Genomic DNA, 12229 nt, shown 5'->3' on the forward strand with positions numbered 1-12229 from the left:
TCGGTATCGCCCGCTCGTTCACGTGCGACGCACCTCCACTCCTCGGTCGGTCAGGGCAGCTTCGGTTCGATCAGCTCACCGGCGATCCTTGCCCGGCGGCAGGCCGAGTCGGTATCGGTGAAGTCGGTGTTGCTGACGTCGATCTGCACGGTGGCCGAGTCCTCGGCCGGATCGCCGACGCCGATCAGCAGCGCGCAGGTGCCGTCGTCGGCCGCGCGGTCGGCGACCAGCAGCGCCTTGTGCGCACCGAGCTCGACCTCCTCGGTCGTGCCGGAGCCGGGGTCGATCCCGGCCAACCCGGTTCCGGCGTCCACGCTGACCAGCAGGCCGAATACCCCGGGCTCGGTCCAGTCACAGGCCGGCGCGTCCCCCACGGTCTTCTCCGTACCCAGCTCGGTCAGCCCGACCGTCGACCGGTCCACCGGGCCGAGCAGCTCGCAGGGCCGCAGGTCGGCGAGCGCGGGTTCGGCCTGCCGCGGGGTGTCCTCCGCGGCGCTCGAGGACACGACCAGTCCGCCGTCCGCGGGCCGGGCGTGACCCCGCGCGGACTCGGCGGCGCAGCCCGCGACCAGCGCGGCCAGCGCCAGCAGTGCCGGCACCGTGCCACCGGCTCGCGACGAGCGCGCGTTCCTGCGCTCACCACGACGGGCCCCGGCCGTCCTCAGCCGCCGTGTCATGCGCTACCCACCCGAGCAGTCGACCCCGCCCGCGGCGGCGGCACTGTCCTCGTCCTGTTCCTCGTACCGCCGCAGCGCCCGGCTGATCTGCGCCTTGAGCTCCTCGAGCTCCCGGCCGAACCGGGTGAGCGACTCCACCGCGGAGCCGGTGTCGCCGATGCCGTACTCGGCCATGAAATCGCCGACCTCGCCCGCGTACCCCTCGCCGAGGGGTACCCGTCTGCCGAGCGACTTGGCCTGCCTGACCATCTCGCCGACGACGTCCTGCAGCTGGCTGAGCCGTGTGAACGCGTCGGCGGCCAGCTCCGGGGCGACGGCGAACGCGGTGCCGTCCTTCGGGATCTGGATGCCAACGTCGGTCATGATGTCCCGTTACGCCTCTCCGTAGCGGACCGAACTCGCATCGCAGCATAGGCCAGAACCCACCGTCATGGGAGGCCCCGGCTGAGTGTGTTCCGCCGAGGGTGCTCTCACCCGAACAGCCCAATCTGGTCGGTAACGTTGAGTGAGCACGGGGTTCCCTCCCCTAGTTCGCCCCGGTTTGACACACTTCGTGGGAAGCTGGCCTCCGCGAGGGCGGTCCCCGGTACACCGGAAACACTGGTGCGTCTCGGTTGCCTCGGCAGCCTCCGGCCGTGCGCCTCGCGCCCCAGCGACAACCGCAAGGGCTTCGGCACCAGGAGGTCGAGTGACGTCGAGAACGCAGTCTGCTGCGCCCGGCGAACAGGTAACGCAACAGTCGCTCTACCCGGGTAGCGACGGCGGACCGCGGGACCAGGAAGGCACCGCGAGCCTCGAGGAGTTGCACGACGCCGCCCGCCGGATCACGGGCAACGTGGAGCGGGTGCTGGTCGGCAAGCCCGAGGTCGTGCGGATCGCGCTGGTCACCCTGCTCGCACAGGGGCACCTCCTGGTCGAGGACGTGCCGGGGGTCGGCAAGACCTCACTGGCCAAGGCGCTGGCCCGGTCGATCGACTGCTCGGTGAGCCGCGTCCAGTTCACCCCCGACCTGTTGCCGAGCGATGTCACCGGGGTGTCCATCTACAACCGGCAGACCGGAAACTTCGAGTTCCGCTACGGCCCGGTTTTCGCCAACATCGTGGTCGGCGACGAGATCAACAGGGCCTCCCCGAAGACCCAGTCGGCGCTGCTGGAGTGCATGGAGGAACAGCAGGTCACGGTGGACACCACCACCTACCACCTCGACGAGCCGTTCATGGTGATCGCCACCCAGAACCCGATCGAGATGGAGGGCACCTACGCCCTGCCCGAGGCGCAGCGGGACCGGTTCACCGCGCGGGTGTCCATCGGCTACCCCGACCCGCAGGCCGAGCTGGCCATGGTGGACGAGCACTCGGGGCACAACCCGCTCGGCGAGCTGGAGCCAGTGTCCGACGCCGAGACGGTCAGCAGGCTGATCAGCGTCGTCCGTCGAGTGCACGTCGCGCCCGAGGTACGGCAGTACGCCGTCGAACTGGTCAGTGCCACCCGGCAGGTCCCGGAGCTGCGACTGGGCGCCTCCCCCCGGGCCACCCTGCACCTGGTGCGGGCGGCGCGGGCGCAGGCCGCGCTCTCCGGCCGCGATTTCGTGGTGCCGGACGACCTGCACGCCGTCGCCGTTCCGGTGCTGGCGCACCGGCTGGTGCTCACCACCGAGGCACATGCCGCCCGCCGCTCGGCGACCGACGTCGTGCGCGCGGTGCTGCACCGCGTCCCCGTCCCGCACGGCAACGCGGCGGGCAACGGGCAGGTCCGGCGGTGAACCGCGGCTTCGAGCACGGTCCAGGAGTCGGTACATGCTGCGCGCGCTGTCCGGACTGACCACCCGCGGTCGCTGCCTGCTCGCGGCCGGGGTCGCGGCCGCGGTCTGCGCGGCCGTACTGAACGAGCGGGACCTGCTCAGGGTGGCCCTGTTCGTCGTGGCCCTACCGCTGCTGATCGTGTTGTTCGTCGCGGCGACCAGGGTCCGGATCGGCGCCACCCGCACCCTGCTGCCCGAACGGGTCGCGGTCGGCCGCTCCGGTGAGGTGCAGCTCGAACTGTGGCGGAACGGCAGGTTGCCCGCCGGCGAGGTGATGCTGGAGGACGGCGTGCCCTACGCGCTCGGTGGTCGGCCCCGGTTCGTGGTGGAACACCTTCCGCACCACCGTCCGGTGGCCCTGCGCTACGCGCTGCAGCCGGTGCTGCGCGGCATCCAGCAGGTCGGACCACTGCGCGCCACCATCACCGACCCGTTCGGGTTGTGCGAGTTCGACCGGGAGCTGATCGGGCACTCGCGGCTGGTCGTGGTGCCCACAGTGGTCGGGCTCTCCGGCCTGCCGATCGGCGCCGGGATCGGGTCCGGGGACGACGGCAGCATCCGGCTGCACGCCGGGCAGGGGGAGACCGACGCGATCGTGCGCCAGTACCGGCAGGGCGACGACCTGCGCAAGGTGCACTGGCCGTCCACCGCGCGGCGGGACGAGATCATGGTCCGGATCGAGGAGCGGCCCTGGCGCGGGGGGACCACCGTCCTGCTGGACCACCGCGCCGCCGCGCACCACGGCACCGGCCCGGCCGCCAGCCTGGAGTGGGCGGTGTCCTTCGGCGCCAGTGTGTGCCTGCACCTGCGCCGCGCCGGGCATCGGGTCCGGCTGGTCACCGAGCACGGCACCGTGCTGGCGGACACCCCTGGCGAGGGCGGCGAGTACTACGACAACATCGTGCTCGACTCGCTCGCCGCGCTGCAGCCAGCACACCAGCGGGACATCACCACCGGCTACGACCCCGCGCACGGGCAGGAGCTCATCGCGGTGCTCGGCACGGTGAGCAACGAGAGCGTGCACGAGTTGATCCGCTACCGCCCGCGCGGCACCCGCAGCCTCGCCGTGCTGCTGGACACGCCGGCCTGGGCGGGTGGCACCGGCGGCCCAGACCAACCGGGGTCGGTCGCCGAGTCCGCCACGCTGTTGCGCGCGGCCGGCTGGGGCGTGATCGTCGCCGGGCCGAGCAGCCCGATGCCCGAGGTCTGGTCCGGCCTGTGCACCAGCGCGGCCCGGCGCGGCTCGCTGATCGGCGGTGGCTCATGACCGCCGCACCGCCAGGGCAGGCGCAGCCGCACCAGGTTCAGCCCCAGCGACCCTCCCGGCAGCCGGCGGCGTGGGGCGGTACCGTACTCGCGCCGGTCGCGGCCGGGTTGGCCACGATCTGCGCCGCTACCTCGCTCACCGGGGTGGTCGCCGGCTGGGCATGGCTCGGCTACGTGATCGTGGCGACCGTGCTGGTCGCCTGCACCGGCCTGGCCCTGCGCACCCTGCGCACCCCGACCTTGCTGGTCGGCCTCGCCCAGTTGGCCGTGCTGCTGTTCCTGGTGGTCGGGGTGTTCACCCGCAGCGGCACCCTGGCCATCCTGCCCGGGCCCACGGCCCTGGCCGAGCTGAACGACGTGCTGGTGGCCTCGTTCGAGCAGGTTCGCACCGGCCTGCCGCCGGTGGAGGCGGGCCCGCCGATCCTGTGCCTGGTCACCATCGCGATCGGGCTGGTCGCGATCCTGGTGGACACGCTGGCGATCGCGGCGAGCGCCCCGGCGGCCAGCGGCCTGATCCTGCTGTGTGTCTACGCGGTGCCCGCGTCCCTTTCCAACGAGCTGTTGCCGTGGTGGACCTTCGCCCTCGGTGCCGGCGCCTTCGCCGGGCTGCTCGCGGTGGACGGCAGCCACCGGCACCGGCGCTGGCGCAATCGCGACGGCCCGAGTCTCGGCGGGTCACCGAGCGCGGCCACCGCGCCGGTCGCCGTGGTCTGTGTGGCGTTGCTGGTCGGCCTGGTGGCCGGGTCCGGGGTGACGGCGATCGGCACAGCGGGCAGGCTGCCCGGCGCCGGCAGCGGGGACCAGACGGCGGTCAGCGGTGGGCTGGGCGTCAACCCGTTCACCTCCCTGCGGGGCATGCTGGACCAGGGCGCCAACGTGGAGCTGTTCCGAGTCCGCGGGCTCGGCGACGACCAGCGCCTGCTGCGCGCGTTCACGCTGAACACCTACCGCCCCAACGAGGGTTGGGGGTTACCGGAGGCGATGCCGGCCGGGGTACCCGCGAACGGCCCGCTGCCGGCGGCGCCAGGGGACAACGGCACCGCGCAGAGCCGGGAGATCCAGATCGACCCGGTCAACTGGGTGGACGTGTGGCTGCCGGTGTACGGCGCACCACGCAACCTCGCCAACATCTCCGATGGCTGGTTCTACGACCAGACCAGCGGCTCGGTGTTCCGCGAGCGGCGGCAGGCACCGGGACCGTACGTCGAGATGGCCTCGCTGACCGAGCCCAGCAGGGAGGAGCTACGCGCCGCGCGGTCGAATCCCTCGGAGCTCCCGCCGATCTACACCGAGGCCGGCCAGGTGGATCCCCGGGTGATGGCGCTGGCCGAGCAACTGACCCGGAACGAGCCGACCACCTTCGACAAGGCGGCCGCGCTCTGGCGGTACTTCACCACCGCGGAGAACGGGTTCACCTACGACACCCGAACCGCGGAGGCCTCCGACTCCGACGCGCTCGCCGACTTCCTGCTCAACGGCAAGCGCGGCTTCTGCGAACAGTTCGCCTCCGCGATGGCCGTGATGCTGCGCGCGCTGGACATCCCGGCCAGGGTGGCGGTCGGCTTCACCACCGGCTATCCCGCCTCCGACTACCGCTCGATCACCTCGCAGGACGCGCACGCCTGGGTCGAGGTCTACTTCGGCGCCAGCGGCTGGGTCTCCTTCGACCCGACCCCGCTGGCCGACGGCCGCGGTTACCTGCCGCCCTACCTGCAACGCAACGACACACCCTCGGACTCCTCCGGCGACACCGGCGCCGAGGAGCCGTCCCCCTCGGCCTCGCCGGAGCCCTCGGCCGGCGCGGAGACCGAGCAGAACGCCGTCCCGCTGCCGCCGGGCGAGGCCCAGCCGAACTTCCTCGAACGGCCGCCGGCCTGGTCCGGTTGGGGCGCCCTGATCGCGGGGCTCGCGGCGCTGGTGCTGACCGTGGCGACGGTGCTGCTCGGCAGGCGATCCTCCGCGCTGCGCCATCGCTCGGGCGGGGTACCCGACTGGTTGTCAGCGACGGTCGGCCTGCTGTGGGTGGTGTCCCTGGTGCTGGCGGGCTGGCAGGTGCACTGGACGTTCGCCCTCGGCCTGCTGATCATCGTGCTGCTCGGGCTCGCGCCCTCGGTCGCCAGGGAAGTAACCAGAAGGCGCAGGCTGCGTACGATCGCGACCAGCCGGTCCACCGCGGCCGACGCGGCATGGGACGAGCTGCTGGACGAGTGCGCGGACCGTGGCACCACGATCCCGAAGAGCGACACCGTGCGGGTGGCCGCGCAGAAGCTCGCCCACCGGCACCACCTCGACGAGGAGGGCAAGGACCACCTGCGCACCGTGGTGGGCGTGGTGGAGCGTTCCTGGTACAGCCCGACCGATCGGGAGGGCGACCCCGAGTTCGCCTCGGCGTTCCACGGGTTGCGGCAGAGCCTACGGCGCAGCGCCCCGGTATCGCTTCGGGGCAGGCTGCTGCCCCGCTCCCTCTTCCGCCGCCGCGGCTGACCCCAGCTCCCCCTCCCCCGGCGTGTTTGCCGCCCACGCGCGCGTGTTTGCCGCCCACGCGCACGAGTTGGCTGTTCGCATGCGGCCAACAGGCCGAGCGGACACGGCGCGGAGAACCGGGACATCCGGACGGTGTGGAAGGGAAGGGTCCCTCAGCGCGGCGCGACACCCCGTGCCCGAGCGGGGCAGCTGCTCGGCCCGGGGACGGGGTGGCGTTACTGCTGGTCGTCGAAACGCTGCCGGAAGCGGTCTTCCATCCGCTGCGTAAAGGAACTACGGCGCGGTGGATGCTTCCCGCCCGAGGCGGCCTCGGCGCCTTCGGCGCCTTCTCCGTCCCCGTGCGACCGCAGCGAGGTGACGGCGAGCAGGACCCCTAAGAACATCACCAGGAAGCCGGCCACGCTGATCAGCGGGATCTCGGCAACCCGGAACGGCACCATCACGCCCAGCACCAGGAGCGCGACGCCCACGACGAACAGGGCCGCGCCCTGGAACCGCCGTTTGCGCGCGGGACGGCGCAGTCTCGTGCCTCGCACCGTAGATGCGAACTTGGGGTCCTCGGCATAGAGCTCGCGCTCGATCTGTTCGAGCAGCCGCTGCTCATGCTCGGAGAGTGGCATGTCTCCTCCTCCGGCACAGCTGTCGCGGGCGCCGGGCCGCGCAACGTCGTGGACCCAACCAACACCCCTGGCGAGGTGTCACCACCAAGGATACGAGCCCCGCGCGCGAAGGACTACCCGATCCCGCATCAAGCGTCGAACGGATTTGCGGTAGGGGGTCGGCACCGGCCGTTGACCTGGGTGTCACGACCGGTTTTGCCGCTCGTCAGGCGGCAGCAAGGAGGCCGGGCGGACCGCGGCGGCGCCGAACCGGGACCGGGCGACGTCCGCGGCCACCTCGGCGTGTCGCCAGCGCGGCTCGTCCGTCTCGAAACTGAGCTGTTCCCCCTCGTCCGCACCGGACAGCCCGTCCACCCGGACCCCGATCAGCCGCACGGCGCCCGCGGTGCCGTGCTCGGCGAACAGGGCCACGGCCGTCGCGTGGATCTCCCTGGCGGTGTCGGTGCCCGACAGCAGGGTCCTCGCCCGGGTGATGGTCCGGAAGTCGGCGAACCGGACCTTGATCGACACCGTCCTGCCGCGCAGGCCCTTCGCCCGCAGGGTCGCCGCGACCCGCTCGGACAGCCGGAGCAGCTCCCGCTCCAACGCCTGCCGGTCGTGCTGATCCACATCGAAGGTGTGTTCCGCGCCGAGTGACTTCTCCGGCGCGTCCGGCACCACCGGTCGCTCGTCGCGGCCGGCGGCCAGCTCGTGCAGATGGTCGCCGAGGGCGGTGCCGAGCGAGCGCCGCAGCCGCGCCAGCGGGGCACGGGCGATGTCGCCGATGGTGCCCAGGCCGAGTTGACGCAGGTGCGCCTCGGTGCGCTTGCCGACGCCCCAGAGCGCGGACACCGGCAGCGGATGCAGGAAGTCGAGCGTGCGCTCGGCGGGCACCACCACCATGCCGTCCGGCTTGGCCATCCCGGAGGCGAGTTTGGCGACGAACTTGGCCGGCGCCACCCCGACCGAGCAGGTGATCCCGTGCTCGGCGACCACCCGCTGCCGGATCCAGGCGCCGACGCCGGCCGGAGTGCGGTCCAGTCGACGCAGCGCGCCGCTGACGTCCAGGAATGCCTCATCCAGGCTGAGCGGCTCCACCAGCGGGGTCAGCTCGCCGAAGATCGCCAGCACGCCACGGGAGACCTCCGCGTAGAGACCGCGGGTCGGCGGCAGGTAGACCGCCTGCGGGCAGAGCCGCTTGGCCGCCCCGACCGGCATGGCCGAATGCACCCCGTACCGGCGTGCCGGGTAGTTGGCGGACAGCACCACCGAGCGGGGGCCCGCCGCGGCCACGACCACCGGGCGGTCCACCAGCTCCGGCCGGGTGCGCAGCTCGACGGCCGCGAAAAAGGCGTCCATGTCGACGTGCAGCACGCCACAGCCGGTGTCGTCCGGCCACTCCTCGGGCGGTGCCGTCTCCCGGACCCGGAACCGCGCGAAGTCGGCGGGCAGGCCCGTGTTCGCTCCCATGACCTCCCAGGCTAGCCGCGCGGGCGCGTGGCCAGCGCGTGCAACCGGCCGGCGATGTCCCGCAACGGGGGCGTGTTCGCCGCCAGCGCCTCGAACTCGGCGAGCTCGCTCTCCCAGGTACCGGCCTCGGTGTCGGTCGGGTGCGCGGCGGGCTGCGCGGTGTCCGGCACCACCCCGTCGCCCTGCAGCAGGGTGATCTCCAGCCCGGCCCCGACCAGCAACTCAGCCAGCCGCGCGGTGTCCAACCTGCGCAGCAGGGTCTCGCCGTCCTCGGACAGCACGCCTTCCGGGCTGGCCAGCAGCTGCCGGGCCGTGGTCAGCCTGCCGGCCAACGCGCGTTGCAGGACCGCGGCATGCCGGTTGGCGACCAGCACCGACACCGTCCCGCCGGGTGCCAGCACCCTGGCCAGCGCGGTCGCGGTCGCGCTGGGGTCGTCGACCACCTCGAACAGGCCGTGCGCCAGTACCAGGTCGGCCGAGTCCGCCGGGACATGCTGGTGCAGCGCCTCCGAGTCGTCGGCGACCACGGTGATCCGCTCGGCCACCCCGCCTTCCTCGGCCCGCCTGCGCAGCGTGGCCAGCGCGTTCGGGTTGGGTTCGACCACCGTGACCAGGCAGCCGGCGGAAGCGAACGGCACCGCCCAGCCGCCGCTGCCGCCACCGACATCGACCACCTTGGGCTGTTCGATCCCGCGCGCCCGCGCCTCGTCCAGCGAGGCCTCCAGCACGGTCCGCACCGCCGCCGAGCCACGACCTGCGGATGTGTCCGTTCGCATGGGTCTCGAGGGTAGCCGGGCCTGGTGTGTCCCCGGTGCATGCCCCGTAGGCTTGGCGGCGTGCACACGGTCGCGGTACTCAGCCTCAAGGGAGGCGTCGGGAAAACGACGGTTGCGCTCGGCCTCGCCTCCGCAGCCCTGCGCCGGGGTGCACGCGCGCTGGTGGGTGATCTCGATCCTCAGGGCAACGCCACGGCCACCCTGGACCCGCCGTTGACCGAGGCGACGCTGGTCGAGGTCCTGGAGACCCCCCGGCGCGCGGTGCTCGACCGGGCGATCGCCCCGAGCGCGTGGAGCGAGGACCTCGACGTGCTGGTCGGCTGCGAGGAGTTGGAGCTGCTGAACGAGCCGGGCAGCAGCGGACGGCGATTGGACAACCTGGCCAGGGCGCTGGACGAGCTGCACGACAACCCACCGGACCAGCGGCCCTACGAGCTGGCCATCCTGGACTGCCCGCCCTCGCTGGGCAGGCTCACCCGCTCGGCCCTGATGGCCGCGGACAGTGCCCTGCTCGTCACCGAGCCGACGATGTACGCGGTTGCCGGCGCCGAGCGCGCGCTGGAGGCAATCGAGACCATCCGCGCGGAACACAACCCGAACCTGCGCCCGGCCGGGGTGCTGGTGAACCGGCTGCGGGTGCGCTCCTACGAGCACCAGTACCGGGTCGGCGAGCTCAGGGAGGCGTTCGGCAGGCTGGTCATGCCGACCGCCATCCCGGACCGGCTGGCCATCCAGCAGGCGCAGGGCGCGTGCATGCCGATCCACGAGTGGACCTCGCCGAGCGCGCAGGAGATCGCGCTCACCTTCAACATGGTGCTGGCCAAGATCCTGCGTTCCGACCGGGCCGGGCGGCACCGCCTCGCCAGGGAGGCCAGCGAGGGCGAACTCGAGACCGAGCCCGAGACGACCTCGGAGTTCCCCGCCACACCCGCCTACGCCGAGCCCGAGACCGGCTGACCCACCGTGCCCGAGGGTGACACCGTCTTCCTCGCCGGGCGGACCCTGGAGCGGGCGATGGCCGGGCAGAGGCTGTACCGCACCGAGTTCCGCCATCCGGCACTGGCCACCGCCGACCTCCGCGGGCAGCGGGTGTCAGAGGTCCGCACCGTGGGCAAGCACATATTCACCCGGTTCTCCGCCGGGCTGAGCCTGCACAGCCACCTGAGGATGGACGGGTCCTGGCAGGTGCTACGGCCGGGAGGTCGCTGGCGGGCGCCCGCGCACCACGCCAGGGTCATCCTGGCCGGGGACACCGCCGAGGCCGTCGGCTTCCGCCTGCACGACCTGGAGTTGCTGCCGACCGAGGCGGAGTCCCGGCTGGTCGGGCACCTCGGCCCGGACCTCCTGGATCCACAGTGGACCAGCGAGCACGTGCGGACGGCCGCCGGCGCGCTGGCCGCGGCCCCGGAAAGGGAACTCGGGCTGGCCCTACTCGACCAGCGGATCATGGCCGGGATCGGCAACCTGTACAAGGTGGAGATCTGCTTCCTGCTCGGTGTCTCCCCGTGGACTCCAGTGTCCGATGTCGACCCAGAGCGGGTGGTGTCCTTGGCTCGCAAGCTGTTGCTGGCCAACGCGTGGCGGCATGAACAGAGCACCACCGGCGAGTTGGCCCGCGGCCGAAGGAACTGGGTGTACGAACGCGGCAGGCACGGGTGTTTCCGATGCGGTGGAAGGGTTCGCATCGCCACGCAGGGCGCCGGGGTGCACGGCAGGCCGACCTGGTTCTGCCCTCGATGCCAGCCGGGGCCTTGCCCGGACCGGTAGACTTCGTGCCCATGCCGACCTATCAGCTCCCGCTGTACGGCAGCGACCGCGAACGCGGCGATCTCGCTCCCTGACCGACGGGTCGTTCCACGCCACCCGTCTCGTGCTCATCTTCTTTTACTCAGGGAGTTCGTCATGCCCGAAAACTCGGCCCTGCGCGATGTCGTTGCCGCCCTGCCCAAAGTCGAACTACACGTCCACCTCGTCGGCTCGGCGGGCATCGAGACCGTGACCTCGCTGGCCCGCAGGCATCCCGCCTCCGGGGTGCCGACCGACGCCGCCCAGCTGCGCGAGTTCTTCACCTTCCGCGACTTCGACCACTTCCTCAAGGTGTACTGGGCCGTGCAGCAGTTGCTGCGCGACAGTACCGATATCCACACCCTGGTCACCGGGCTCGCCGCGGATCTGGCCGCGCAGAACTGCCGCTACGCGGAGGTGACCGTCACCCCGTACAACCACCTGCTGGACGGCATCCCCGGCGACGAACTGCTGACCGGCCTGGCCACCGGCCGCGCGGCCGCGGCCGAGGAACACGGAGTGGACCTGGCCTGGTGCTTCGACATTCCCGGGGAGAAGGGAACCAAGGCCGGAAAGGAAACGCTGGTCTTCGCCCTGACCAACCGGCCCGAGGGCCTGGTCAGCCTCGGCCTCGGCGGCCCGGAGGTCGGGGTCGGGCGAGCGCAGTTCGAGCCCTACTTCACCGCTGCCCGCGAGGCCGGCCTGCACAGCGTGCCGCACGCGGGCGAGACCACCGGGCCGGCGACCATCTGGTCGGCCGTGCACGACCTCGGCGCGGAACGGATCGGGCACGGGACGAGCTGCACCTCCGATCCGGCGTTGCTCGAATACCTTGGCACGCACGGAATCCCGTTGGAGGTGTGTCCCACGTCCAACGTATGCACCCGGCAGGTCCCCTCGATCGAGGCGCATCCCGTCCGCCGGATGCTGGACCACGGGCTGCTGGTGACGCTGAACACGGACGATCCGCCGATGTTCGGCGTCACGTTGAACGGCGAGTACCTCGCCGTCGCCGAAACCCTCCGCCTGCGGCCGGCCGAACTGGCACGGCTGGCCCGCAACGGCGTCGAGGCCTCGTTCCTGGAAGGACCCGCCCGCGCCGGGCTGCTCGCCGAGATCGACCGGACTCTCGCTCGCTGATCGCGAAATCGTGTTGCCGCGCCACGAACTCTTCCCTAGCGTGGCGGGTACACGGGAAAGGAGGTGGTCCGAAGTTGATTGACGACAGGACTCGTGAGGTGGCTGCCCGCTGACGGGCGGCACGCGATAGGACTTTCCGGCAGGGGACCACTTCCAGACAGTCGCCTGCTTCGTGTGCTTGCCTTTCGGTGAATACCAGGCAGTCACCGGTCCCCCGACGCTCCCGGGCAC

11 protein-coding genes are annotated in these 12229 nt (G+C 72.0%); 6 read left to right on the forward strand and 5 right to left on the reverse strand.

The window, feature by feature from the left end; all coding sequences use genetic code 11:
* Positions 1–50: 50 nt before the first annotated feature.
* Positions 51–677 (reverse strand): DUF3558 family protein, encoded by a 627-nt coding sequence (locus FB471_RS30370; RefSeq protein ID WP_142003227.1) that lies wholly within the window; start codon positions 675–677, stop codon positions 51–53.
* Positions 678–680: 3 nt separating this feature from the next.
* Positions 681–1040, reverse strand: a complete 360-nt coding sequence (locus tag FB471_RS30375) for a hypothetical protein (protein WP_142003229.1) — start codon at positions 1038–1040, stop codon at positions 681–683.
* Positions 1041–1365: 325 nt separating this feature from the next.
* Between FB471_RS30375 and FB471_RS30380 the strand changes: the two genes are divergently transcribed.
* The 3 genes from FB471_RS30380 to FB471_RS30390 are packed head-to-tail and all read left to right on the forward strand — an operon-like array spanning position 1366 to position 6228.
* Positions 1366–2439, forward strand: a complete 1074-nt coding sequence (locus FB471_RS30380) for an AAA family ATPase (RefSeq protein WP_142003231.1) — start codon at positions 1366–1368, stop codon at positions 2437–2439.
* A gap of 34 nt (positions 2440–2473) precedes the next feature.
* A complete protein-coding gene (locus FB471_RS30385) occupies positions 2474–3745 on the forward strand; it encodes a DUF58 domain-containing protein (protein ID WP_142003233.1) in 1272 nt (423 codons plus the stop codon).
* Complete coding sequence (locus FB471_RS30390) at positions 3742–6228, forward strand: transglutaminase TgpA family protein (RefSeq protein ID WP_142003235.1); 2487 nt, start codon at positions 3742–3744, stop codon at positions 6226–6228. Before FB471_RS30385 ends, FB471_RS30390 begins: the two co-directional genes overlap by 4 nt.
* Before the next feature lie 215 nt (positions 6229–6443).
* Here FB471_RS30390 and FB471_RS30395 read toward each other — a convergent pair whose 3' ends face one another.
* The 3 genes from FB471_RS30395 to FB471_RS30405 form a co-directional block, all read right to left on the reverse strand.
* Positions 6444–6848 (reverse strand): DUF3040 domain-containing protein, encoded by a 405-nt coding sequence (locus tag FB471_RS30395; protein ID WP_142003237.1) that lies wholly within the window; start codon positions 6846–6848, stop codon positions 6444–6446.
* Positions 6849–7031: 183 nt separating this feature from the next.
* Positions 7032–8297 (reverse strand): DNA polymerase IV, encoded by a 1266-nt coding sequence (dinB, locus tag FB471_RS30400; RefSeq protein ID WP_142003239.1) that lies wholly within the window; start codon positions 8295–8297, stop codon positions 7032–7034.
* An 11-nt stretch (positions 8298–8308) separates the two neighbouring features.
* Complete coding sequence (locus tag FB471_RS30405; protein WP_142003249.1) at positions 8309–9073, reverse strand: class I SAM-dependent methyltransferase; 765 nt, start codon at positions 9071–9073, stop codon at positions 8309–8311.
* A gap of 60 nt (positions 9074–9133) precedes the next feature.
* Between FB471_RS30405 and FB471_RS30410 the strand changes: the two genes are divergently transcribed.
* The 3 genes from FB471_RS30410 (at position 9134) to add (ending at position 11998) form a co-directional block, all read left to right on the forward strand.
* Positions 9134–10030 carry a ParA family protein gene (locus FB471_RS30410; RefSeq protein WP_142003251.1) on the forward strand — a complete coding sequence of 299 codons (897 nt, stop codon included), beginning with the start codon at positions 9134–9136 and terminating at the stop codon, positions 10028–10030.
* A gap of 6 nt (positions 10031–10036) precedes the next feature.
* A complete protein-coding gene (locus tag FB471_RS30415; protein ID WP_142003253.1) occupies positions 10037–10840 on the forward strand; it encodes a DNA-formamidopyrimidine glycosylase family protein in 804 nt (267 codons plus the stop codon).
* Between the two features lie 135 nt (positions 10841–10975).
* On the forward strand, positions 10976–11998 hold the full coding sequence (add, locus tag FB471_RS30420; RefSeq protein ID WP_142003255.1) for an adenosine deaminase: 1023 nt from the start codon (positions 10976–10978) through the stop codon (positions 11996–11998).
* Positions 11999–12229 lie beyond the last annotated feature (231 nt).

Source organism: Amycolatopsis cihanbeyliensis, assembly GCF_006715045.1.
Taxonomy (GTDB): Bacteria; Actinomycetota; Actinomycetes; order Mycobacteriales; family Pseudonocardiaceae; genus Amycolatopsis; species Amycolatopsis cihanbeyliensis.

What these genes read in the sequence shown, in the direction of transcription:
- dinB (WP_142003239.1), bottom strand. Translation starts at nt 8,297, where the DNA reads ATGGGAGCGAACACGGGCCTGCCCGCCGACTTCGCGCGGTTCCGGGTC.
- add (WP_142003255.1), top strand. Translation starts at nt 10,976, where the DNA reads ATGCCCGAAAACTCGGCCCTGCGCGATGTCGTTGCCGCCCTGCCCAAA.
- FB471_RS30370 (WP_142003227.1), bottom strand. Translation starts at nt 677, where the DNA reads ATGACACGGCGGCTGAGGACGGCCGGGGCCCGTCGTGGTGAGCGCAGG.
- FB471_RS30375 (WP_142003229.1), bottom strand. Translation starts at nt 1,040, where the DNA reads ATGACCGACGTTGGCATCCAGATCCCGAAGGACGGCACCGCGTTCGCC.
- FB471_RS30405 (WP_142003249.1), bottom strand. Translation starts at nt 9,073, where the DNA reads ATGCGAACGGACACATCCGCAGGTCGTGGCTCGGCGGCGGTGCGGACC.
- FB471_RS30390 (WP_142003235.1), top strand. Translation starts at nt 3,742, where the DNA reads ATGACCGCCGCACCGCCAGGGCAGGCGCAGCCGCACCAGGTTCAGCCC.
- FB471_RS30395 (WP_142003237.1), bottom strand. Translation starts at nt 6,848, where the DNA reads ATGCCACTCTCCGAGCATGAGCAGCGGCTGCTCGAACAGATCGAGCGC.
- FB471_RS30385 (WP_142003233.1), top strand. Translation starts at nt 2,474, where the DNA reads ATGCTGCGCGCGCTGTCCGGACTGACCACCCGCGGTCGCTGCCTGCTC.